Annotated in this window: 25 protein-coding genes; 16 read left to right on the top strand and 9 right to left on the bottom strand. The window is 59.1% G+C overall.

Going from position 1 to position 22877, the window contains the following annotated elements:
• The first annotated feature begins 95 nt into the window (after nucleotides 1–95).
• Nucleotides 96–710 carry a TetR/AcrR family transcriptional regulator gene (locus tag HUU46_03175; protein ID NUM52625.1) on the top strand — a complete coding sequence of 205 codons (615 nt, stop codon included), beginning with the start codon at nucleotides 96–98 and terminating at the stop codon, nucleotides 708–710.
• A 40-nt stretch (nucleotides 711–750) separates the two neighbouring features.
• Here the strand turns inward: HUU46_03175 and HUU46_03170 are convergent, their stop codons facing one another.
• Nucleotides 751–1005, bottom strand: coding sequence for a hypothetical protein (locus HUU46_03170; protein ID NUM52624.1), 255 nt, complete (start codon nucleotides 1003–1005; stop codon nucleotides 751–753).
• A 275-nt stretch (nucleotides 1006–1280) separates the two neighbouring features.
• On the opposite strand from HUU46_03170, the gene HUU46_03165 reads away from it, so the two are divergent.
• Together HUU46_03165 and HUU46_03160 are read left to right on the top strand one after the other, a co-directional pair.
• Nucleotides 1281–1628, top strand: coding sequence for a hypothetical protein (locus tag HUU46_03165; protein NUM52623.1), 348 nt, complete (start codon nucleotides 1281–1283; stop codon nucleotides 1626–1628).
• A gap of 143 nt (nucleotides 1629–1771) precedes the next feature.
• Complete coding sequence (locus HUU46_03160; protein NUM52622.1) at nucleotides 1772–3145, top strand: sigma-54-dependent Fis family transcriptional regulator; 1374 nt, start codon at nucleotides 1772–1774, stop codon at nucleotides 3143–3145.
• Nucleotides 3146–3151: 6 nt separating this feature from the next.
• On the opposite strand, the gene HUU46_03155 is transcribed toward HUU46_03160, so the two are convergent.
• Nucleotides 3152–3535, bottom strand: coding sequence for a DUF721 domain-containing protein (locus HUU46_03155; protein ID NUM52621.1), 384 nt, complete (start codon nucleotides 3533–3535; stop codon nucleotides 3152–3154).
• Between the two features lie 344 nt (nucleotides 3536–3879).
• Between HUU46_03155 and HUU46_03150 the strand changes: the two genes are divergently transcribed.
• The gene (locus tag HUU46_03150) at nucleotides 3880–5055 is read left to right on the top strand and encodes a hypothetical protein (protein ID NUM52620.1); all 1176 of its coding nucleotides are present in this window, start codon (nucleotides 3880–3882) and stop codon (nucleotides 5053–5055) included.
• A 15-nt stretch (nucleotides 5056–5070) separates the two neighbouring features.
• Here HUU46_03150 and HUU46_03145 read toward each other — a convergent pair whose 3' ends face one another.
• Nucleotides 5071–6264 (bottom strand): hypothetical protein, encoded by a 1194-nt coding sequence (locus HUU46_03145; protein NUM52619.1) that lies wholly within the window; start codon nucleotides 6262–6264, stop codon nucleotides 5071–5073.
• A gap of 958 nt (nucleotides 6265–7222) precedes the next feature.
• Between HUU46_03145 and HUU46_03140 the strand changes: the two genes are divergently transcribed.
• Both HUU46_03140 and HUU46_03135 read left to right on the top strand, forming a co-directional pair.
• Nucleotides 7223–8383, top strand: coding sequence for a hypothetical protein (locus tag HUU46_03140; GenBank protein ID NUM52618.1), 1161 nt, complete (start codon nucleotides 7223–7225; stop codon nucleotides 8381–8383).
• A gap of 186 nt (nucleotides 8384–8569) precedes the next feature.
• Nucleotides 8570–9151, top strand: coding sequence for a hypothetical protein (locus HUU46_03135; GenBank protein ID NUM52617.1), 582 nt, complete (start codon nucleotides 8570–8572; stop codon nucleotides 9149–9151).
• Here HUU46_03135 and purU read toward each other — a convergent pair whose 3' ends face one another.
• The gene (gene purU / locus HUU46_03130) at nucleotides 9152–10003 is read right to left on the bottom strand and encodes a formyltetrahydrofolate deformylase (GenBank protein NUM52616.1); all 852 of its coding nucleotides are present in this window, start codon (nucleotides 10001–10003) and stop codon (nucleotides 9152–9154) included.
• A complete protein-coding gene (locus tag HUU46_03125) occupies nucleotides 10003–10272 on the bottom strand; it encodes a hypothetical protein (GenBank protein ID NUM52615.1) in 270 nt (89 codons plus the stop codon). The genes purU and HUU46_03125 overlap by 1 nt, the downstream gene beginning before the upstream one ends.
• A gap of 155 nt (nucleotides 10273–10427) precedes the next feature.
• Between HUU46_03125 and HUU46_03120 the strand changes: the two genes are divergently transcribed.
• Both HUU46_03120 and HUU46_03115 read left to right on the top strand, forming a co-directional pair.
• Nucleotides 10428–11048, top strand: coding sequence for a hypothetical protein (locus HUU46_03120; protein NUM52614.1), 621 nt, complete (start codon nucleotides 10428–10430; stop codon nucleotides 11046–11048).
• Nucleotides 11023–11580 (top strand): hypothetical protein, encoded by a 558-nt coding sequence (locus HUU46_03115; protein NUM52613.1) that lies wholly within the window; start codon nucleotides 11023–11025, stop codon nucleotides 11578–11580. Before HUU46_03120 ends, HUU46_03115 begins: the two co-directional genes overlap by 26 nt.
• 307 nt (nucleotides 11581–11887) lie before the next feature.
• On the opposite strand, the gene HUU46_03110 is transcribed toward HUU46_03115, so the two are convergent.
• On the bottom strand, nucleotides 11888–12847 hold the full coding sequence (locus HUU46_03110) for a hypothetical protein (GenBank protein ID NUM52612.1): 960 nt from the start codon (nucleotides 12845–12847) through the stop codon (nucleotides 11888–11890).
• A 217-nt stretch (nucleotides 12848–13064) separates the two neighbouring features.
• On the opposite strand from HUU46_03110, the gene HUU46_03105 reads away from it, so the two are divergent.
• The 8 genes from HUU46_03105 (at nucleotide 13065) to HUU46_03070 (ending at nucleotide 18712) form a co-directional block, all read left to right on the top strand.
• Nucleotides 13065–14396, top strand: coding sequence for a sulfatase (locus tag HUU46_03105; GenBank protein NUM52611.1), 1332 nt, complete (start codon nucleotides 13065–13067; stop codon nucleotides 14394–14396).
• A 20-nt stretch (nucleotides 14397–14416) separates the two neighbouring features.
• On the top strand, nucleotides 14417–15394 hold the full coding sequence (locus HUU46_03100; GenBank protein NUM52610.1) for a Gfo/Idh/MocA family oxidoreductase: 978 nt from the start codon (nucleotides 14417–14419) through the stop codon (nucleotides 15392–15394).
• A 15-nt stretch (nucleotides 15395–15409) separates the two neighbouring features.
• Complete coding sequence (locus HUU46_03095; GenBank protein ID NUM52609.1) at nucleotides 15410–16387, top strand: Gfo/Idh/MocA family oxidoreductase; 978 nt, start codon at nucleotides 15410–15412, stop codon at nucleotides 16385–16387.
• 84 nt (nucleotides 16388–16471) lie between these two features.
• Complete coding sequence (locus HUU46_03090) at nucleotides 16472–16669, top strand: DNA-binding protein (GenBank protein NUM52608.1); 198 nt, start codon at nucleotides 16472–16474, stop codon at nucleotides 16667–16669.
• The gene (locus tag HUU46_03085; GenBank protein NUM52607.1) at nucleotides 16669–17061 is read left to right on the top strand and encodes a type II toxin-antitoxin system death-on-curing family toxin; all 393 of its coding nucleotides are present in this window, start codon (nucleotides 16669–16671) and stop codon (nucleotides 17059–17061) included. Before HUU46_03090 ends, HUU46_03085 begins: the two co-directional genes overlap by 1 nt.
• A 6-nt stretch (nucleotides 17062–17067) precedes the next feature.
• Nucleotides 17068–17280 carry a sulfur carrier protein ThiS gene (gene thiS / locus HUU46_03080; GenBank protein ID NUM52606.1) on the top strand — a complete coding sequence of 71 codons (213 nt, stop codon included), beginning with the start codon at nucleotides 17068–17070 and terminating at the stop codon, nucleotides 17278–17280.
• Complete coding sequence (gene thiE, locus HUU46_03075) at nucleotides 17280–17930, top strand: thiamine phosphate synthase (GenBank protein ID NUM52605.1); 651 nt, start codon at nucleotides 17280–17282, stop codon at nucleotides 17928–17930. Before thiS ends, thiE begins: the two co-directional genes overlap by 1 nt.
• 17 nt (nucleotides 17931–17947) lie before the next feature.
• The gene (locus HUU46_03070; GenBank protein ID NUM52604.1) at nucleotides 17948–18712 is read left to right on the top strand and encodes a class I SAM-dependent methyltransferase; all 765 of its coding nucleotides are present in this window, start codon (nucleotides 17948–17950) and stop codon (nucleotides 18710–18712) included.
• 29 nt (nucleotides 18713–18741) lie between these two features.
• On the opposite strand, the gene HUU46_03065 is transcribed toward HUU46_03070, so the two are convergent.
• The 3 genes from HUU46_03065 to HUU46_03055 all read right to left on the bottom strand — a co-directional run bounded on the left by HUU46_03065 (nucleotide 18742) and on the right by HUU46_03055 (nucleotide 22815).
• A complete protein-coding gene (locus HUU46_03065) occupies nucleotides 18742–19755 on the bottom strand; it encodes an HDOD domain-containing protein (protein ID NUM52603.1) in 1014 nt (337 codons plus the stop codon).
• Nucleotides 19756–19765: 10 nt separating this feature from the next.
• Nucleotides 19766–21661, bottom strand: a complete 1896-nt coding sequence (tadA, locus tag HUU46_03060) for a Flp pilus assembly complex ATPase component TadA (protein NUM52602.1) — start codon at nucleotides 21659–21661, stop codon at nucleotides 19766–19768.
• A 128-nt stretch (nucleotides 21662–21789) separates the two neighbouring features.
• Entirely contained in the window at nucleotides 21790–22815 is a 1026-nt protein-coding gene (locus HUU46_03055; protein NUM52601.1) for a diguanylate cyclase, read from the bottom strand.
• Between the last annotated feature and the right edge of the window lie 62 nt (nucleotides 22816–22877).

Below are 22877 nucleotides of genomic sequence, written 5' to 3'. Positions count from 1 at the left end.
AGGTTGGGGTGTACGTATTCATTTCCACGTTTCGGACGAATTGGACGAGGGATAGACGGTCGAGTCTATCGACTGGTCGGTCTACAGGAGTATCGATGCCCACACGCGTAGTGAAAGTACCCGATGAAGTGAGTTCCGCGAACGAAGCCGAGCGCAGGTTGTTGTCGAGCGCATTGGGCCTGTTTTCGGAAAAAGGGTATGAAGGCACCAGCATCCGCGAAATCATCGAGCGCGCCGGCGTCACCAGGCCCGTGCTCTATTACTACTTCGAGAACAAAGAACACCTGTTCCGCCGCCTTGTCGAATCGTGGTTCGCCGAACTTGTCGAGGACATGGACCGCGCGTTGGACGGCGTCACGGGCCTGCGCGAACAGTTGAAAACCCTCATCGTCAACGTGTTCGAGCACGCGGAGCGATCGCCGCACGTCGTCCGACTCATCTTCCACACGTTTTTTGCGCCGCGCCACGGAGCGCCCAAACTCGATCGCGACGGGTTATGGGAGTCCCGCTATACGCGCATCGCTAGAATCATGCAGGCGGGGATCGATTCCGGCGACTTCGCCGGACGCGACCGCGACACCCTCGCGATGGCGTTCTGCGGCATGATGGACATGCACATCATGGTGAAGATCAACCGGCCGCACACCACACTGTCGAATGAGTTGGGCGAGGCGCTCGTCGATCTCTTTCTGGAAGGCGCCCGTTCGTAATCGCCGCGGCAGCGCCGCTATCCGCGTAACGGTCGATACGTCACAACTGGTTTAGTGGAATCGCCTCGTCGATGAGCATGATCGGGATGTCGTCGCGGATGGGGTACATATAGGCGCGGTCCTCGCGCACAAGGCCGGCATCGATACGCTCCTCGATGGTTTCGCCGGCCCGGTTCTTCAGCGTGCGCCTTTCGATTGCGGCGTTGGCGCTCGCGACCAGGGCATCATCGGCCAGGGCCACCGGCGTCTTGTTTTCCGGGCATACGAGAATACTCAACAATTCAGCATCGACCATGTTCGTGCACCTTCGTTGATCTTGCCGGATCACGCAGCCGCACAATCCCAATCGTGCTCGTGCTCGTAATCGTGCTAGTAATCGTAATCGATCGTTTCGACCGCGCGCCAATATCAGTAAGCCGTAACGACCGCCCAACTAGCAGTTGACGATATTCACGCCCCACTCAAACTAGACGGGAGCATCGATTACGATTACGATTACGATTACGAGCACGAAGAATGCAGGTTCCATCGTGGCTTCGGCCTTACGTGCTCGGCTGCGGGGTAGGTCCTATGCGTAAATGCCATCGGTGCGGGGCGGAATGGGACAGCATCAAACGGGTGCCCGGGGTGAAGGAGTTTTGCGAGAAGTGTTCCGCGTATCTTCATTGTTGTCTAAACTGCAAGCACCATAATCCCGCCTACCACAACCAGTGCGCCATCCCGAATACCGACTGGGTTGGCGATAAGGCCGGCGCGAATTTCTGCGATGAGTTCGAGTTCAAAGACGCGACGGCGCCCGCCCAGTCAACTTCAGCGACCCAGACCGCCCGAAACGCTCTCGATGGGTTGTTTGGAGATACGGCGCCACCCAGCGAAGCGGAGAAGTTGGATCAGTTCAAGAAGCTGTTCGGAGATTGAGCGGGCCGTCAGAATTAGCATTTTATAGAATTGTTTTTATTGTTTTATTGAATGTGCGAACCTATTTTTATGGAAACAGTTGACAGAATTCCGGTGCGGTGGTAAAGTCACGCGGGGGATTGTGCCCTGGGAGATGGATGACCGTGGCGACCGTAACTTCGCGCCGACATATGCTCGTCGTGGACGATGAGCCGGGCATGCGCCAGATGCTCGAAGGCACCTTCAAGGATCGGGGGTTTGCCGTCACCACCGCGTCGAACGGCAGCAAGGCAATCGAGGTCATTAAGGAGCAGCGGTTCGACGTCATCATCACCGACCTGAAAATGCCGGAGCGAGACGGCTTGGCGGTGCTTCGCTCGGCGCGGGCGTCCGCCTTCGACAGCCCCGTCATTATCATCACCGCGTACGGCACCATCGACACCGCGGTCGAGGCCATGCGCTTGGGGGCGCGCGATTTCATCGCGAAGCCGTTCAAGCTCGCGGAAATCGAGCTTAAGGTCGACAAGATTCTCGGCGAGCGCCCGGTGCGCGAATACGAACAGCGCACGCCGCTCACGCCGACCACCGGCCGCCAGATCGTCGGATACAGCAAAGAGACAAAGCAACTCCTGAAGATGATTCAGAAGATCGGGCCGAGCCGCAGTTCGGTCCTGATCACCGGTCCGAGCGGCACGGGCAAGGAGTTGGTGGCGCGCGCGATCCACGACGCAAGCCCGCGCAAGGACCTGCCGTTTGTCGCGTTGAACTGCGCCGCGCTCGCGCCGGGAGTGCTCGAGAGCGAACTCTTCGGTCACGAGAAGGGCGCGTTCACCGGCGCGCTCAGCCAGCGCCAGGGACGGTTCGAGCGCGCGCACACGGGCACCCTGTTTCTGGACGAGGTCGGCGAAATCGATCCGAACATCCAAACGAAACTGCTGCGCGTCTTGCAGGAAGGCGAATTCGAGCGCGTCGGCGGCAATCAGACGGTCCGCGTGGACACCCGCATCATCGCCGCGACCAACCGCGACCTGCGCGAAGCGATCCAGTTGGGCACGTTCCGCGAAGATTTCTATTACCGGCTCAACGTGTTCTCGCTGCGCGTCGAACCCTTGCGCGCGCGGCCCGACGATATCCCCGCCCTGATCGATCATTTCCTGAAGAAGTTCAGTTTCGAGCTGGGCAAAGAAGTAAGCGCCGTCGAAGACGATGTGATGAGTTTCTTCATGCGTTATCCGTGGCCGGGCAACGTGCGCGAGTTGGAGAACGTGCTCGAGCGCGCGGTCGTGCTCGCGGAGGGCGCGACCATCACGCGCGAAGTAATACCCCCGGACATGTTCTTCATGCAGGAAGAACTCGAACCCGATGCGAACGCGCTGCCGGAGACCGCCTCGCTCGTCGAACGCACCGACCACCTCGAATCGGAGATGATCGCCGCCGCGCTCAACCGGTTCCACTGGAACAAGACCAAGGCCGCGGACCACCTCGGCCTGAAACGCACGACGCTTCAATACAAGATCAAGAAGTACGGGTTGAAGTAGGCCGTTTCATTTTCGCCGCTTGGGTTGCGGTTCGTCGGTGCTCTCTTCCGGAACATCATCCTCGGCGAGTGTCACAAAAATGTCCGAGACAATTTCCTGCCCCGCCATGCGGTTAATGCGGCCGATGATGTCCCACTTGAAATAGGCGAACTTGCTGACCCAGACGGAGCTGTACGCTTCGACGTGTAGCGTCCTGTCCTTTACGGCAACGGGATGGCCGTGGGTACACAGGCGTTTGCCGGCGAGGCTTGGCCACTCCTGCCAGATTTGCGCTTCCTTGAGGCGCTTGCCGAGTGCCGTGGATTTCTTCAGCGACGCCAGAATATCGGCGACGCCGGTTGGTTTCGAGGTTTCTCTCGGAGTCAAACTGCGTTTTCGTTTTGCGGCCACGTCCGCCCCCCTCGATTCACGGTCATTGAATGCAGCAGTTCTGAACACGATTGCACGGCGAAGATTCGGTTGCACCGTTACCGCGCTCGTATTCCGGAAGAATTGTATATGAAATGTTCCGCCGAGTTCCGGCAATATGCAGACAAGAGGTCACGAGGCGTGGCGTAGCACGAGCGTGATTGAGATTGGTCGGGGTGAAAGGACGTAACCGGCCAAAGCGACCGCGTTGGTGAAGGGCGTGGTCGATGATTTCAAAGGTAGCTGGATTGCGATGACGATTATGAGCACGAACGCAATTACGTGACTTGTCAATTTTGGAACAGTTACGAATGGGAGCGGCCCAAATGTCGGTAGTCAGCGCATGCCACATGGATGACGCGGCCGCATTCGCGGCGCTGTGCGCCGACTTGCGTTCAGCCCACCCCGAACTGCGTTTCGATCGGTTTGAGCTTGCGGGTGGGGACGCCGAACTACGCGTGGCGCACGGTGGGGCGCGAGTCTATTGGATATACCGCGGAGAGGGCGAGGTGTTCCTTCCCGGCGGATATTGCACGAAAGAAGGCGATGGCCATCGCCTGCCGGGAGTGTACCGTCCGGAACCTGTCGACCCGGTGTTTGCGGCGGTGTTGAATACGGTGCGCGCCAACCTCGGCAGCGTGCGCCCGGAAGCGCGGCCCGCGATAGATGCGATCCTCGCGCGGCAGACAGACACGGGGTACGTCGGGGATTACGCGAACGACTTGTGGAAACTCGAACACGCGCCGCGCCCGTGGAGCGACGATAACGTGGTCGAGCGCGCAATCGAGTCGCTCTGGAAACACTGCGCGAAGGCGGGATACTCGCGCAAGACGGGCGGCTCGTACGAACGGGTCATGGAAGGCGACCAACTGGCCGTGTCGGGCAATAGACCGCTGCGCGTTCGCGGATCGTTCGCATGTCTGACGGTGGAAAAACCGGACACCCAGGCGAAGCACATCCCGTCCGTCATGCGGCTTCGCTATCTCCGCGACAGTTCCGGCGGCTGCAACTTCGACTTCGATCCGTTTCGCCGGTTGCCGCTGACGTGGCATATGACCAAACCGGGCGAGCGCGGCGACGGCATCAACTTTGTGAACAGCCACGTTGTGAACATCGCGAAGGAAACGTCGCCATCGCATTTCCACCCGCCGACTGCGACCGGCGGCGGCAAACCGCAACACGAAATCTATCTCGTGCTCGATCCCGGCGCGTACGGGTTGAGCACGTACGGCCGGCAGGCGCAACTCTACACGTGGCCGAGTTTGCGCGAGTTGGACCGCATGGTCGCGTATGACCTGAGGCCCGGCGACTTCGTGCACATCCCCCCGGGCGTCGGTCACAGGGGCATCGACGTCTTCGTAAACGTCATCACCGTCCCCGGCTTCAAACCGCACAACGAGTACTACATCGATGCAGACTTGCGGGATTGCGCAGCAGCGTCATACAACGCCGATCTGGCGGGCCTGAAGAACTACGACGATCTGCTCACGCTGATCGCGTGAGTCGCAAATGCGCGTCTACTGCGACTGTCCGCCCCCCGCCTGTGCGCGGCGCTGAAGCAATTGCTCGAATTGCCTGATGCGCGTGTCGAAGAAGCTGAACAGTTTTTCGTACAGTTCCTTGTTCGCGGCGGCAATGAGCGAGCGATGGTTCGCGACGCTGCTGTCGAGCAGCAAGACGTCGTCGAGACTGTTGCCGAACGCGTCTGTCACGACGCAACCGGCTTCGCGCGCGATGAGCAACGACGCGGCGATGTCGTATGGAGCGATGCCGAGCACGGCGCCGCGGCCCGCGTTGATGAACGCGTCCTCGACGATATTGGGAATGTCGCGCAGGAAACGGTTCGCGAAATCCACGCACGCGTCGTACTGGCACGTCAACAGCCGCGTCAGGCTGTACGACGTGCTGTTGCACGCGAAGAATCCGCCCTTCAGGCTTGTGAGATCGATCAGCTTTGCCGCGGTCGGGAAGATCAGTTCCGCCGGGCGTGCGGGCACCGTGAGCGACCACGACATGGTTTCGAGATCGGCGCTCTTCGACAGCTTCGGTTTCTTGATCGCTCCGTCGGCAAAAATCTTCGCGCCCTTGCCGCGTTCGGCGTAGAACGTACGCTGGTGGAGAATTTCCATCACGCAGCCGTTGTCGATATCGATGATGCGCGGACGTTCGATGACGCGCGTGCTCGCCACGGAGATGACGCAACCCTCGAACCCGCTTTTCGCCGCGCGCGACCCGTCGATCGGGTCCACGACGAGCAGGTGCTGCGGCTGGCCGGTTGTGAAGGTTGCGTACCCCGCGTCTTCCGAGTAGTACGCGACCGGCATTTTCGCCTCGCGCAGAAAGGTGAGCAGCGCCTTTTCAGCGACTTTGTCGAGTCCAAAGGTCGTATCGCCGCTCTGGGCGCTGCCGACAATCTCCCGGCCTTTGGCCTGGCGCACCAAGGGTTCGACGGCGACGCGCACGGCGTTGGCCACGTCGAACAGGAATTCGCGGGACAGTACCTTCGCCCGCGGATTGGCCGGGCGGCCCGGGGTGATCAAGGATGGGCGCGAAATCGGCGTCGCGGCGCGCGGTTTCGGCGGTTCGAGTTTTGGGATGGGGCGAAGCTGCAACGACCCCTTTTCGGTCTTGGCCGCCGGCTTTGGCGCCGCTGCTTTGGCTGACTTCTTCGGAGCGGGTTTGGAGACTTTCTTCGCGGATTTCTTGGCCACGTTCTTGCTCAACTTCTTTACAGGTTTAGACTTCGAGTTCTTGCCGGGCTTCCTTGCGGGGGCCTTCTTTCTGGGTGGCTTCGACTTCCTGGCTGCTACCTTCTTTATTATCTTCTTCTTCGGTCTCTTCGCTGCCATGGCTTCTGTGGGGGCTCCCTCTGTACGTTGGCTACCGGAATGTACGCGTTGCGCGTGGCGACTTGCTAAGGCGCCGGCCGCCTGAACTGCCCGTGATTGCGGTGCCGCGATTTATATATTCCCATTCGCACCCTTCCCGCACGCCGCGCTCCCCCCAATAGGCAGGTCAGCCAGACCCTGCTCGCCGCGATGCGTCCCGAATGGCGTAATGCATTTGTTTTCAGATACTTCCAGTCTAGATCGTACCAGTAATCCTTCACACACGTGCTTAAGACCAAAGTGGCCCTAACGCCGACCGCTCCATCCAGATCCCATTAATTCAACCAAAAGCGAATGATTCACCCGACTGGGTCCCGAAACCGAGGCACACGTCGCGATAAACGCCTTTGCACCAAGCGTTTGCGACGCATATCCCAAGACTCCCCAAACGCGGCGCGCAGCACGCCGATGGGGTCTCATATCAACGCAACACATTGCAAATACGCGAGTTACGATACGAGAACAGTTCGCGGCAGTGTCGAACTGCTTGATGACCGATTGTGAGACGGTCAAGACCGGCCTCCAACGTGTAAAGAGAGTACTGCTCGCGTATCACCCAAACTCGCCCTAGTTTAGCAGTTTTGTTTGGGGTTGTCTACTCAGCTTCGTGCCGAGACCTCTCGGAAAGTGGCGCAGCCCTCCGATTACCGCGTCGCGTAATCGATTACTTTTCCTACACTTGCGTACACACGTCCGATTCGGCGCCGATGGACAATCGCTTTTTCAATGGCGCAATCCGCGGACGAAAAGACATAATGCGTTTACAAAGCAGGTGTGGCCATTGAAGTCACTTTGGGAAAGAACGAACGCGCCGATCTACGTCCTCGCATTCACGATGATTTCGTATGCCGTCTTCATCGCGGTTCGGCTGGCGACGCACGATTGGGATGCGTCCTACTTTGTAACGGCGGGTGACGCCGCAACGAATCCAAAAGACGCACCGAAGGCCTTATACGTCCAGCGCGATTCCGCCGGCCACGATGGCCAGTTCTACTACCGTCTCGCGCTCGATCCGCTCACCGATCGCGTCACCGACTACGGGATTACCCTTGACCTCCCCGCATACCGGCAGCAACGCATCCTGTATCCGGTCATCGTGAATCTTCTCTCGCTGGGTAATGTATCCGCCGTACCGTTCTGGATGATCGCGGTGAACTACGTGGGCATCTGCGTCATCGCATGGGTAGGGAGCAACTACGCGCGCGCGTTGGGGCTGCACGCGGGGTGGGGACTTGCATTCGCCTGCTACCCCGGTTTCGTGTTGTCGCTCGCACGCGACTTTGCAGAAATCATCGCCGCGGCGCTGCTACTCGCGATGCTGTGGCTCGTGCGGGCGCGACGCCCCGCGCGCGCGACGCTGTTCGGCGCGCTTGCCGTTCTGGCGCGCGAGACCACCGCGCTGACTTCCGCGTCGATTGCGTTGGCCGGCGGATGGCGCTCGTGGAAGACCCGGTCATGGGACGCGCGCCTTTGGTTGGCCGTACCGATCGTGGTTGGCGTGGCTTGGCAGGTGTACTTGCGATTCAACTGGGGGCACTTCGCGTCGAGCGATTCGGGAACCTTGAGCCTGCCGCTGGTCAGTTTCGTGACCAGCCTTGCCGACAAGATGTCGTTTTCAACGGGACAGGAGATTGCGGGCTTTGTTCAAATGCTGCTCGTCGCCGCGTTCGCCGTGGCAGCCGGCTTCGCGCTGAAGGGGGCAACCGCCGAGCCGCATGAGAAGATCGCCTGGATTCTGTACGCCGCACTAGCGTGCGTGGTGAGCGGCAATGTCTGGTCCGAGGACTGGTCGTTCCTGCGCAATCTCTGGGAACTCTATGTGTTCGGCGCGATCATCCTGATGACGTCGAATTCCCGGGCGAAGACGCCGCTGTTCGCGTGCTGGGGCGCGATGTGGGTGTTCGAGTACGCGCTGCGGCTGGATTTGCACAAGGCGATCTAATCGGTCGTGCAAACTGGAATGCTCGAGTCGTCGTGAAGGGGAGCTTTTCGGAATAGCTCGATCACGGAGGCACTGTGCTATAGTCGTTGCGCGATCAGGGGTGGGCCGGCAACCAGCCGGTGACGGCAGGGTAGAGTTTTCCGTGTGGCTATTACGGGGATCGAACCGCGCAAAGGGGACCACGCCATGAACGATAACGAACCTCGTCCCTCGCAACTTGAACTGCCCGACGCGCCGGACACCGACGCAGGGCCACCATCGCTCGAGGCGAATGCACAGCCCACAAATGACCCGGCGGTCGCGTTTCACAACCGCGTTGCGGCATTGAAACAGACCGGCGACAACGGCGCGAACTGGTTTTATTGGGTCGCCGGGTTGTCCCTCGTGAACACCGGAATCAATCTCTTCGGCGGCGGAATCTATTTCGTGGTCGGTCTGGGCGTGACGCTCATCGTCGACGTCTTCACCATGGAAGCTGTAAACCAAGAACCGGAAATTGCGGTAGCGGCGAGGGCGATCTCGATCGGGTTCACGTTGTTTGTTGCCGTGGTCCTCTGCGGTTTCGGTTGGTTGTCACGCAAACGCATCCTGCCGATATTTGCCGTCGGCATGGTGTTATACGTGCTGGATGGGTTGTTGTTCGTCCTGTTTCAGGATTGGATGAGCGTCGCGTTCCACGCGTTCGCGCTCTACTCGATGATCGGCGGTTTCATGGCCTACCGCCAGTTGAACATCCTGCAGCGGGAGATCGCGCGCGCCAGTACGTAGCTACTGAAAAACGATCGTCCGGTTTGCGTCGAGAATGATGCGGTGCTCGACGTAGGCCTGTATGGCATTCGCGAGCGCGAGCTTCTCGAGGTTCCGGCCCTTGCGGCGCAGGTCATCGATGGTGTCTTTGTAATACACGCGATCGACCATCTGTTCGATGATCGGCCCCTCATCCAATTCCCGCGTGACGAAATGCGCCGTCGCCCCAATGATTTTCACGCCGCGGTCGTGCGCCTGGCGGTACGGGTCCGCGCCTTTGAACGACGGCAGGAAACTGTGGTGGATGTTAATGATGTCGCGGCCGTAAACCGTCAAGAAGTCGTCGGACAACACGCGCATGTAGCGGGCGAGCACGCAAAAGTCCGTTGCGCCGCGCAGCAGCGGAAGCATCTGCCGCTCTGCGATGCGCTGCGTCTCCGGCGTGACGGGAACGTGGTGGAACGGAATGCCGTAGCGCTCGACCAACTCGCGGCAGTCGGCGTGGTTGCTGATGACGAGCGGAATGTCCACGCGTAATTCGCCGCTGCGCTGCCGGTGCAGCAGATCGAACAGGCAATGGTCCTGCTTCGACACGAGGATGCCCATGCGCATGCGTTCCGTGCCGTAGTGCAGGGACCACGCGGCGCCGAGCTCTTTCGCCACCGCCGCCCAATCCTGCTCGAACTGCGCGCGCGGGACCTTGTCTTCGTTTAGTCCGAATTCGAGGCGCATGAAGAAGCGCCCACCCTCGGGATCGGTCGAGTGCTGATCGCTGTTGATGATGTTCGCGTCGTGCCGGAACACGAAGTCCGACACGCGCGCGACAATGCCCTTTTTGTCGGGACATTGAATCAATAGGACGGTCTGCGTCATCACGGCTCCGTCGGTTGTTTGCGTCGTTTGCGCGCGCCTGTTGGGCGCTGCTTTGGATGAGGGTATCGTTCGGGCGCAAGCTCGTGCTGGCGCAAACGGATCTCCCCCTCGATACGGTACGCTATTGCGCCGAGCGCCGCCGCGCCGAATTCCTCGTCGCTCTTCCTGCACGACGCCGCCAACTCCATGCACTCGTCCTGAATGTCGTAAAGGCGTTTCAAAGCCGCGTCTCCAAGAGCGTCGCGGTTTGTGTCATTGGGCTTGGTCATGGGTGCGCGTCAGTCCTGCTCGAAAAAAGGCTCGTCCTCTATTCTAAACACGTCGCATATGGCGATTCACCGCTGAATTATCGCGCTACCACCCATGTTATACTTAAACGGCTTGAATCGGAGACATTTGCCAGATTAGGCTTTGCGGGCCGAACATGAGAATCCCCAATCTATCTACGAGTGAATGCCTGAATCTGACCGCTTGCGGTGAGCTTGCCGAGGACCGTCCGGAACTCGCCAAATACCTTGCGAAAAAGAGTCGAATCGTCGCGACCTTAATGCAGGGCGAGACTCAAGTCCTCGTGGGAGTGATTTCTGGTGGATATAGCGAAAAGCATTTTCACGTCGACATTGCTCGATCTAGCTTCTTCCCGGCATCCCGCATCCCAAAGGCGACTACTTCGATTGAAGAAATCGAAGAGCTCTATCGGCGATTTGAAGGAGTCAAGGTACAAGTCTCCATAATCGCGACCTTTGAAGTGCCAATAGCTGACCTTCCGGAGAACGGATTGATTCGAGGTTTGACTCAGGATTTTCGATCCGGCGATCTTGGAATGCGACTACTAAGAGGCGGAATTGACATACGCGGTGGAGCGCTCGAATCCTTTGATTGGGAAGTGCAGCGCGGTCTCGAAAGGGTGCGCGTAACTATAGAAGCGCAGCGTTCGGAAACGATCGATGATAACTACTTAGTTCGGCTAGTGGAGTGGTCTGAGATTCAATTTGGTTTAATGGTCAAAGGTGTTAGCAGTGGCAAGACCAAGACACATAGCTGAATTCTTCCATCCAGAACCTGAGAATCAAGACGACTGGCTTGCCTCCGATGAGTGCAAAGAGCCGGAGGAACTCTTTCCTCAATCGAGATTCTTGTTGGTGAATCCCGTAACCGAACTTGAAATTCCGGGATTGTTGCAAACAATGGCCCAGACTCTACTCAGCGAGTGGCAGAGTAGGGTGCCGATGCACGTTCTCTCGAATGATGTGGCCATGCTTAAGCGCGAAGTTGCGGAACTTCGGAATAGCGCCCAGATTTCGTTAACGATTCAATCGCTTGTTCCGGAGGCTTTCGAAATAATCGCTCCTATTCCAGTAGTCGTGCGAAATTTCGATGAAAGCTACGTCGCAACATTTTTCGACGCCAATGTAAATGCCTCCGGCGATACGGATGTCGAATCGGTGCAGAATCTGAAAGATATGCTGGTGGCCTCATACGAACTTCTGTTCAGCCATGATGATGACGATTTGGGCGCAGAGATGTTGCGAAAGAAGCAAGTTCTTGCGAATTTCATGCGGCCGGTGAGCGAATGAGTATTTCCAAAGATGATGCGGAAGCGATCGCAAGGAAACTTCACGCTGTTTTGGATTCACGAAAAAACCGACCCCACGCGCTTGCAAAGATTTACCACGAAAATCGACTAATCGCGCACTTTGGCATTAGGCACGGGTCTTCAAGAAACGCCGGTCACGGTCACATACCTAATGATCTTCATGTCTCGTTTCGCGACGTAAAGATGCTAGCTCAATGCCCAATGTCCCGTGAGCAATGGATTGAAAAGCTGCGGGAAAAAGGCAAAATCTAGTCCTGCTATCCAGGTTTTCGTTTCGTTAACTTACCCTACCCTACCCGCCGGAATTTCGTGACGCGGCCCTGCGGAATCCATTCGACGCAGTAGAGGTTGCCGTCGTGGTCCCACATCGCGTCGTGCGGGGACGTGAACTTGCCTGGCACGCGCTTCTTCATCGCGATGTCGGGCCACTTGTCGATCTTGTTTGCGCCGGGTGTGACGCCGATGTGCGTGATGAGGTTGTTGTTCTTGTCGAAGATCGTGACGCGGCCAAAGAGATCGGGAACTAAAAGATCGTCGCCGCGTTGATCGAAGTGGCAGGGGAAGAGCAGATCGTTTGTGACGAACTGGAGGTGCTTGCCCTTCAGGTCGAAATACTGCAGGCGCACATTCGCGCGGTCGGCGACGACGATCTCCGGTTTCTCGCCGCGCGTGTCGACGTGAATGCCGTGACAGCAGTTCATTTTGCCGGGTTCACTCCCCTTGCCGCCCCACGAGCGCACGTATTTGGCGTTCTTCTTGTACTGATGAATGTAGCTCAGGCCGTATCCGTCGGCGATGTAGAAGTCGCCATTCGGCGCGATCGCAATATTGGTCGGCACGTACCGTTCGGGGCGATCGTACACGCCCGCCTCCTCGGGATACGGCAATTCCCACACTACTTCGCCGTCCAGTGTAGTTTTCACGCACCGGTGTTCGTCCGTGAGCGCGAGATACAGAAACTCTTCGCTGCCTTCGCGATTCAGTTCCAGCCCGTGAGCGCCTTTGCAGAAATCCGCACCCCAGGCCTTGACAAATTTGCCCTTGCCGTCGAACACGACCATCGAATGACCGGTCGGACTCTGATTATGAACGTAAATACGGCCGTGCGAGTCCTCGACGATGCCGTGCGTATTGCCGAACTTTATCTTGTCCGGCAGCTGTCCCCAGCCTTCGACCAGTTCGTAGGTGTGGTTGCCCACGCCCTGAATCTTGCCCGCCGCCCGCAACGCTCTCTCGGTTTTCGCCACCGTATTTCCCCTTCCGCAAAGCTACCCTGCACCGCCGTCAATTGTATGGGGCGCAGTCCGCAGGCCGCAAGGATCGCGCGGGTCGATTGATCGCGGGCGCGGTTGCTTGCGATACTGCTCGAATATCCGCGCCGAATGGGAGGGAAGGGCCATGCTCACGCGCCGAGCGTTTTTGAACAACGCGTCTGCAAGCGTGGCCGCGACGGCATTCGCTTCGATGCGGGGTTACGCTGCGGCGACGAAGCGCCCAAACGTGCTTTTTCTCCCCGTGGACGATTTGAACGATTGGATCGGTTGTCTCGGCGGGCACCCCGACGCGAAGACGCCGAACATTGACCGGCTGGCTTCGAGGGGCGTGACCTTCACGCGGGCGTACTGCGCCGCGCCGCTGTGCAACGCGTCGCGCACGGCGATCATGACAGGCCTGCGCCCGTCGACGACCGGGGTCTATTACAACAGCCAGCCGTGGCGGCCGGCGGTGCCGGACGCGGTGACCCTGCAGCAGCATTTTCGCGCGAACGGGTACCGCGTATTCGGCGGAGGAAAAATCTCTCACGGCGGGTATGAAGAACCGCAGCATTGGGACGAGTACTTCAAGCGGCCGGGCGACCCGGAGCCGCCGAAGAAATTGAACGGGTTCGCCGGCGAGAAGTCCAACTTCGATTGGGGCGCGCTCGACGCCGCGGACGAGGACATGGGCGACAGGAAGCTGGCGGACTGGGCCGTTGGCAAGTTGAGGGATAAACACGAGCAGCCGTTCTTCCTTGCGGCGGGGATGATTCGTCCGCACTTGCCGTGGTACGTGCCGAAGAAGTATGTCGATATGTTTCCGCCGGACAAGGTCACAATTCCAAAGATTTTGGAGAACGATCTGGATGACGTGCCTGCCACCGGGAAAAAGTTCGCGCGCGTTGGCGATCACCGCGCGGTGATCGAGGCAAAGCAATGGACCAACGCGGTTTCGTGTTACCTCGCTGCAATCGCTTTCGCGGACGCGTGCGTTGGCCGCATACTCGATGCGCTGTACGACAGTCCGCACGCGGACAACACGATTGTCGTGCTGTGGGGCGATCACGGCTGGCACCTCGGCGAGAAGACGCATTGGCGCAAGTTTGCGCTGTGGGAAGAAGCGACGCGCAGCCCGTTTATCTGCGTTGCGCCGGGAATGACCACCGCGGGGTCGCGCTGCGATCGGCCGGTCAGCTTGCTGGACATCTATCCGACGCTGATCGATGCGTGCGGGCTTCCCGGCAAGGAAGGTCTTGACGGAAGGAGTTTGGCACCGTTGTTGCGCAAGCCGGACGCGCCGTGGGAACGCCCCGCCGTGACGACGTACGGTCGCAACAATCACGCCGTGCGTTCGGAGCGGTGGCGCTACATTCGCTACGAAGATGGCGGCGAAGAACTGTACGATCACGAAAAAGACCCGCTCGAGTGGACGAACCTGGCAGGCAAGCCTGAGTCGGCGGATGTGAAGAAGGACTTGGCGCGATGGCTTCCGACGGTGAATGCGCAGGACGCCGCAAAGGGAAGTGGCGGTAAAGAGTAACTATTGGCGAAAGGGTAGCTATGCGGTTGGGAATTATTGGTTGCGGCGTGCTGGGAAAATTTCACGCGCCGTGCGCGGACAAGGCGGGCTTTCGGATTGTTGCGTGCTCGGACCCCGTGCGCGAGAACGCGGTGGCCTTGGCCGGGCAGTACGGCGCGAAGGTCGTGGACGATTCGCCCGCCTTGTGCGCGTTGCCGGACGTCGACGTCGTCGCGATCTGCACGCCGACGCCGTACCACGCGGCCTATGTCGTCGAAGCGGCGAAACACGGAAAACACATTTTCTGCGAGAAACCGTTCTGCCGCACGCTGGCGCAGTGCGACGAAGCGCTTGCCGCGGCGACGAAAGCCGGCGTGAAACTGTTCGTCGGTCACGTCGTGCGCTACTTCCAGGAGTTCTGCCTGATCAAACAGCAGATTGAAGACGGCAAGGTTGGGAAAGTAGGGACGATACGGACGTTCCGCGGCGGGCAGAGTCCGCTTGGAGAGGGTGCGTGGTTCCGCGATTTCGAGAAGAGCGGGGGCGTCACGCTCGATTGCATCATTCACGATTTCGACTGGCTGCGCTACGTCTTCGGCGATCCCGAACGCGTGTTTGCGCAGGACCTGCGCGAGCGCATTGACGAGGGCATCGACTACGCAATGGTCACGTTCCGCATGAAGAGCGGCATCATCGCAACGGTGACGGGATCGTGGGCGCACCCGAGCGGGTTCAAGGTGAAGGTCGAAGTGTGCGGCGACAACGGCATGATCGTGTTCGACAGCAGCGAAGCGCCCGTCGCGTCGCAACTGCGCGGCGAAGGCGGCATGGCGCCGGGCGTCGTGCTGCCCGCGAGTCCGGTGAACGATAGTCCGTACTACCTCGAATGGCTCGATTTCCACGGTTGGCTCGAGGGCAAACACGAACCGCGCGTTACGCCCGAGGACGCCGTGTGGGCCGTGCGTATGGGCCTCGCCGCGATCGAATCCGCGGAAAAGCGGCAACCGGTTACGTTCTAGGGGAAAGGCACAATGATCAAACTTGGCATCATGAGCTTCGCGCACATGCACGCGTACAGTTACGCAACGAGCATTGCGCTGGTAGACGGCGTAGAACTCGCGGCGGTGTGGGACGATGATGTCCCGCGTGGCATGGCGGCGGCGGAACAGAACAACACCATGTTCATCGTGGATCGCGATGCGTTTTTGAACTCCGATATCCACGGCGTGATTGTCTGTTCGGAGAACGTGAAGCACCGCGAGATGGTCGAGGCGGCAGCACGCGCGAAAAAATGGATACTGTGCGAGAAGCCGCTCGCGACAACCGTCGAAGACGCACAGGCGATGATTGACATCTGCAAGAAGGAAGGCGTCGGGCTGGGCACGGCGTTTCCGTGCCGGCACGTGCCGCCGCTGGTCGCGGTGAAGAACGACATTGCGGACGGAAAATACGGCGCAATCTATGCCGCGTCGTGCACAAACAACGGCAGCTACCCGGGCGGTTGGTTTGCAGACGAGACGCTCTCGGGGGGTGGCGCGACGATGGATCACACCGTGCACGTCGCGGACGTGTTGCGCTGGATGCTCGGCAAAGAGTTCACGCACGTCTACTGCGAGAACGGCAACCTCATCCGGCACGGCATCGGCACGGACGATTTCGGCAGCCTTCACCTCGAGATGGAAGGCGGCATCAAGATTAACCACATTGCCAGTTGGAACCGCGCGAAGAGTTTTCCGACCTGGGGCGATGTCACGATGGAGATCATCGGCGAAAAAGGCGTCGTCTCCGTGGACGCGTTCAACCAAAAGATAAACCTCTACAACGACGACGCGATGAAGGGACAATGGGTGGGCTGGGGCGACAACTGCGACGTGGGCCTCGTCCGCGATTTCGCCGATTCCATCCGCGAACGCCGCGACCCCGCCGCCTCCGGTTACGACGGCTTGAAAGCCGTGGAAGTCACCGTCGCTGCCTACAAGTCGGCGAAGAGCAAACGGCGGGTTACGGTATAATAAGAAAGGACGATTCAAGTCGCTAGTGGTCGCGCACGGGAGTGCCAGGCCAATTTTCCTGAATTGAAAGAGGCACGAGAGCAGATGACAGAGCTTACAGTAACTTTGACCGATGAATTTGCAGATCGACTGCGCGCGCGTTCAGCAGAGTTGGGAGTCACGCCCGAAACGCTTGTAACTGCGAGTGTCGAAGATCTGCTTGATCGCCCGAGCGACGAATTCCGCGAATTAATGGACTATTTGATGGCAAAGAATATTGAATTGTACAAGCGCCTCGCATAATGCGGTTGCTCACGTTTGATGAAGTATTGTTGCTTTACTATCGCATTATGCGCGAGACCGGAGGCGCAGCGGGTCTACTCAACGAAGGTGCCGTAAAGCTCGCTCTTGCCCAGCCCAAATTGACGTTTGACGGCGAAGACTTATACCCGACTCTTGCATCAAAAGCGTCGGCAGTCGGACATTCTCTAATCGCCAATCATCCATTCATGGATGGGAACAAGCGGATTGGTCACGCCGTCATGGAGGCGGTGTTGCTTCGAAACGGATACGAGATCACGGCGTCTGTCGGAGAACAGGAACAGGTGATCTTAGAAGCTGCGCAGGGAACCTTAAGCCGAGTTGGTTTGTCCGAGTGGCTCGAAACGAAGATGCAACCGCGCAAGAAGAAATGATTTGCCGTGACGTCTCTGCTTGACATCAACGTTAACGGAGAAAAGCGAAGTGTAGCTTCCTCCGTTACCATACTGCATCTGATAACCGCCGCCGGCCTCAATCCCGAATCTACCGCCGTACAGCGCAACGAGGAGATAGTCCCGCGATCCGCGTATGCGGAGACGATCCTCCAAGAGGGTGACGTGATCGAATTGGTCCGCTTTGTCGGGGGCGGGTGATGACACACGCACAGCGCATGGCGCGGTTCGCGGAAGCGGATTTGTACGTCGTGATCACGGAATCGTTCTGCGCGGGACGCGCCGCGCTTGACGTGTTGGACGCGGCGCTCGATGCGGACGTGCGATTGATTCAGTTTAGGGAGAAGAACCTCGGTGACGGCGAATTGTACCGCCGCGCAACGGCGTTTCGCGGGCGGACTGCGGCGTACGGAGCGTTGTTGATCATCGACGATCGCGTCGATATCGCCCTGGCCGCCGGCGCGGACGGCGTTCACCTCGGACAATCGGACTTACCCGTGGCCACCGCGCGTTCGATAGCGCCCGAGTTGATCATCGGCGCCTCGACCCACAATCTCGACGAAGCGCTCGCCGCGCAGGACGCCGGCGCGAGCTACGTCAACATTGGCCCGATCTTTTCGACGCAGACGAAAAGTGTGTCCGGCGGCGCGATCGGGCCCGAAGCGATCGACGCCATTCGTCCGCATCTGCGAATACCGTGGACAACGATGGGCGGCATCAAGCTGCACAATGTTCATCAGGTGATTGCGCGTGGCGCGCGGCACATCGCCGTGGTCACGGCCGTGACGGAAGCGACCGACGTGCGTGAGGCCGTGCGCGCCTTGCGCGAATCAATCGCGCGGGCGCGCTGACCCGAGGCGGTCCGAAGATGGCAGGCGTCTATGATTCCCCGGAGTACTACGAGATCGCGTTCTCGTACCGCGATATTGCGCGCGAGGTGGACGTCTTCGAAGAATGCACCCGCCGGTACTCGCGCGTGCGTGTGTCGCGGGTGCTCGAGATTTGTTGCGGTCACGCGCCGCACATGGAGGAACTATCCCGGCGCGGATACCACTACATCGGCCTCGATCGCAGCGAGACCATGCTTGCGCGCGCCACCGAGCGATCGCGCCTCTGCGACTGCCGCGGCGAATTCCTGCGCGCAACGCTGACGGACTTTGCGATCGAAACGCCCGCCGATTTCGCGTTCGTCGCGCTTGCGTCGCTCTACGTGACAAACACGGCGGAATTGCAGGCCCACTTCAATGCAATGACGGATGCGCTTCAGCCGGGCGCACTGTACCTGCTTGAATGGTGCGTCGACTTCGACCCCATGGTGGACGTGGTGGATTCGTGGGAAGTCGAGCACGACGGCGTCCGCGTGCGCGCGAGCTACTGGTCGCGCAGCGTAGACCGCATCGAGCAACTGTACGAAGACACGCTGCACCTGGAGGTGGACGATTCTGGGCGCCAATTCACGTTGGAAGACAAATCATTGCGGCGGCGCATCTTTCCGCAAGAATTCTTGGCGTTCGTTCGCGATCGAACGACATTCGAATTTGTCGGCTGGTGGAACGACTGGAACCTGGAGCAGCCGCTCACCGGGGAATTCGCGGTTGATCGCCCGATCATCCTGTTGCGGCGCAGGCCGTAGGGAACTGCGCGCAGCCCCGTACGCGCGCGTCAGGCGGCCTGGCCGCTGATCTCGAGAAGGGCCGCGAGCTTGTCGTCGAGATCGGCGCGAACCATCGCGAGCTTCATGTCGGTCATCCCGAGCGCCCGTGCGCACGGCAGGCTCAACATGGACGATATCTGCATGCCGAGCCCGTACCCCGACGCTTCGGCGACAGCCTCGGCAAGCGCAACAATATTCGCAAGCACACGCTCCGACTCGTCCGGCACGTTCTCAGCGTTGCGCAGAAAGTAGGTCGTCATGCGGAACTCTGGAGGCAGGTTCCACTTGATCACGACGTGCAGTCCAACCAGCGGACTGAAGCCGGCAAACACCTCCTCCAGGAGTTCCGGCGAATTCCGCAGGTCGGCGAGGACGCCGCGATACTGGTTCACGATGATATCGAGCAGGACCACGCGGCCGATGTCATGGATCAGGCCCGCGACAAATAATTCATCGGCGCGCGGCTCCGCCAGGACGTTTGCGATTTCGTACGCGCAATGGGCAGTCGCCACGGCATGCCGCCAAAGTTGCCGCATGTGGTCGCGAAACGCTTCGTTGCCCGTGATATACAGGTTGCCGTTCGCCACGGCCTGGACGGCGTTTGCGATCGTGCGGGTGCCGAGCCGAGCGCACGCGGCGTTCAGGTCCTTGATCTCCTGCAAGCCGCCGTACATCGCGCTGTTGGCAAGCTGGAGAATGCGAATCGCGATAACCTGATCCTGGCGGATGATATCCGCGAGGTCCGACATCGACATATTGGGATCGCGCAGCATCTTCATGACCCGCTGCGAAATCTCGGGCAGGACGGGAAGTTCTTCGAGCGATTTCGGAAGCGCCGCGAGAATCTCGCCGCCTATCGATCCGGGTTTGGCAATATCGCGCACGTCCTGTGCGCCATTCGGTGCGTGCGCCTTCGCGCCGTGCGATTCGGAAAGGTATGGATTCATGCACACCGGGCAAATCCCAAGCCCGGCCGGCGGCGGGTTATCGATTGGCGCGCTGCAGAAAGGACATGCAATCATCGGGGCCGCCTCATTGCGTCATTTGAAGTATCTGCCGCAGCGACCGCGTGTCGAACGTGCGTGGCGTCTGCGACAGGACTTCGTCAAATGTGGTAAAACCGCGCACTACTTTTGCGATCCCGTCTTCCCGCATGCTGACAAGCCCGGTCGTTTCCGTGCTGATGCGGCGGATGACGTGGGCCGGGCGCTTGGCAAGAATCGCTTCTTTCACTTCGTCGTTGAGGATCAGCAGTTCGTACACGGCGATGCGCCCGAAGTAACCGGTGTAATTGCAGGTTTTGCAGCCACGTCCCTTCTTCATCTCGAGGTCGCGCACGTCCTCGACTTTCAAACCGACCCGCTCGACCTCGGTCTGTGTTGGCGAGTACGGCGCAATGCACAAAGAACAAATCCTGCGCAGTAGACGTTGGGCGACGACGGAGATAACGGTCGAACTAATCAGGAAGGTCTCGATCTGCATGTCGATCAGACGCAACAGTCCGCCGATTGTGTCTTCCGTGTGGAACGTCGAATACACCTTGTGCCCGGTGAGGGCCGCCTGGATTGCGGTTTCCGCGGTAATTCTATCGCGGATTTCGCCCAGTACGATAATGTCCGGGTCCTGGCGCACGATTTCGCGCAGCGTCGTCTCGAAAGTCCGCCCGATCTTGTCGTAGATCGAACATTGAATGATCCCGTCGATCATGTACTCGACGGGGTCCTCGGCGGTGATGATCTTCGTATCGACCGTGTTGCTGTACTCGAGGCTCGAGTACAGCGTCGAGGTCTTGCCCGAACCCGTCGGCCCGGTAATCAGGACAACCCCGGTCGGGATGTCCAAAACATCGCTGCGGTACCGTTCCCGCATGGAGGGACACATTCCCAGGCTCTCGAGCCCGACGATACCGGTCTGTTTGTTGAGAATGCGCATGACGATCGACTCGCCGTGCACGGTAATGTAGATCGACAACCGCAGATCGTATTCGCGCTGGCCAATCTTGAAGAAGAATCGCCCGCCCTGGTGCCGTTGGTGCTCGGTGATGTTGCACTCGGCGAGCACCTTGATGCGCGAGTTGATCCGCGGCAAGAGGTCCTTGGGCAGGTCCGTCTTGTACACCAACACACCGTCGATGCGGTACCGCAAGCGAATCTTTTCCGACATCGGCTCGATGTGAATGTCGCTGGCGCGATCGTCGATCGCGCTCGAGATAATGTGTTCCACGAGTTGGATGATCGAATCTTCCTGCGATTCGACCCGGGGCTTCTTGCCGTCGGTCTGCCGTTCCGTGCGAAAGCGCCGGTAATCCTCGATGGTTTGTTTAATCGCGTCCTTCGGCCCGAGTGCAACATCGAACCGGCCCTTGAACAAGTCCTGCACCGCGTGGAGCGCGGTTTCGTCCTTGGGATCGTTGATGATGACGGTCACGCGCCCGTCCTCGCTCTTGCTGAACGGCACGAACAGGTTCTTGTCCATGTAGTCCGGCGAAATACCCTGCAGGACCGACGCCTCGATCATGGCGAACACCGGCTCGATGTAGGGTATGCGCGCCTGGCTGGCGAGGTTTTGCAGCAATGTCCGCTCGTTGACCGCGCCCATTTCGATGAGCGCCTCGCCCAACTTGAGCCCGCGGTCCTTCTGCATGCGCAACGCGAGCGTGAGGTGTTCCGGCGTAATGAGGCCCTGCTCGACCAGCATGTCGCCGATGCGCATGCCGCTACCGTGCTTGTTGATGGCGTCGCGGATGGCCTGCTTCGTGGCGTAGCCGAGTTCGATGAGCACGTCGCCGAGCTGGCGCTGCTGTTCGAGGTGCTTTTGGATGCGCAGCGCCCGATCGAGTTGCTCGGGCGTAAGGACACCGTCCTTGATCAGCGCTTCGCCAATCAAGGAGCGCGACTGCTTCTCAACGGTAGCCCGCGAACTGCTCATACCACACTAACCACCGTGGGTTTGACCGGGTCGGCCCAACGTTCGAATTGCGCGGACCAAGCTCCACTCCTGTTCAAGATTATGAAGGAACCTGCTACTCAGCGCGACGTTTACACGTTGGCGCTGACTTAATTTGCTATTTTGACTCTGTTTCTACCCGTATGTTTTGCCAAGTAGAGCGCCTTATCGGCGCGTTCAAACAACGAGCTTGCGTTATCGTGCTTCTTTGCGGACGTGACGCCAATGCTGATTGTGATTCTGGGCAACAACTCGCTGCTGCTCACAACCTCCAGGCGGACGTTTTCAATCGCCGCGCGAATGTGTTCGGCTACGATAACCGCTTGATCCGTCGATGTTTTGGGCAGTAAGACCGCGAACTCCTCTCCGCCGTATCGCGCGGCGAAATCGGCCCCTCGTATCTGTTCCGAGATCGAGCGGGCCACGATTCGCAGTACCGCGTCGCCCACCAAATGGCCGTGCTGGTCATTCACCTTCTTGAAGTGATCGACGTCCAACATCAGTACGGAAAAGCTGTCTGCCGTTTCGCGAAATCCCTCGAGCGTTTCCTCAAGCCTCTTGTCCAGCGCCTTTCGATTGAACAGCGCTGTCAGCGAGTCTTTTAGGGCCTCCTTTTTTGTATTCTCCAATTGGGTCTGAAGGCTCTCCGCACGGGCCGATTCCGCTTCCAGCCGTTGCTGCAACTCCTTGGTAGAACTCACCATCGTTTTCGTATGCTGCATGAGTTCGCCGATTACGAGCTGTACCGCCGAGAGGTCCTTCGTGCCTTCCAACTGCGCGTACAGCGCGTTCAATTTGTCGTGATAGCCTGCCGAAGAACTTGTCGCTTGCAGTAAGCTGCCAAGAATGTTCGTCACGATGGTCCGCGCTTCATCGGTAGCGCGCTCGACAACTTCCGGGTCGTGTTGACTCGCAAAGTATTTGTCATACAACGAGTCATGAACTTGGTCCGTTAGAGGACGGTCCAGTTCCATGAGGCGGTTTATATCTCGCACAAGGTCTGCATTGTTGCCCTGAAAGTATCCATACCACACAGTGTAGTTCTTTGGGTGCAGCGCGATGCTGCACTTCGCCATGTGTGACAGGGCGTTCTTGGCGCTAGACGCGACCTCTGCTTCCGCTTTGCCCGTGGTCATTCTCCGCTCCCGTTTCGATGATCCGAGCCAGTTGGACGCGCGAAACATATACCATACCGGGA

Source organism: Candidatus Hydrogenedentota bacterium (assembly GCA_013359265.1).
Taxonomy (GTDB): Bacteria; Hydrogenedentota; Hydrogenedentia; order Hydrogenedentales; family SLHB01; genus JABWCD01.
Note: the sequence above shows the minus strand (reverse complement) of the source record. Positions and strands in the feature narration are given on the sequence as shown.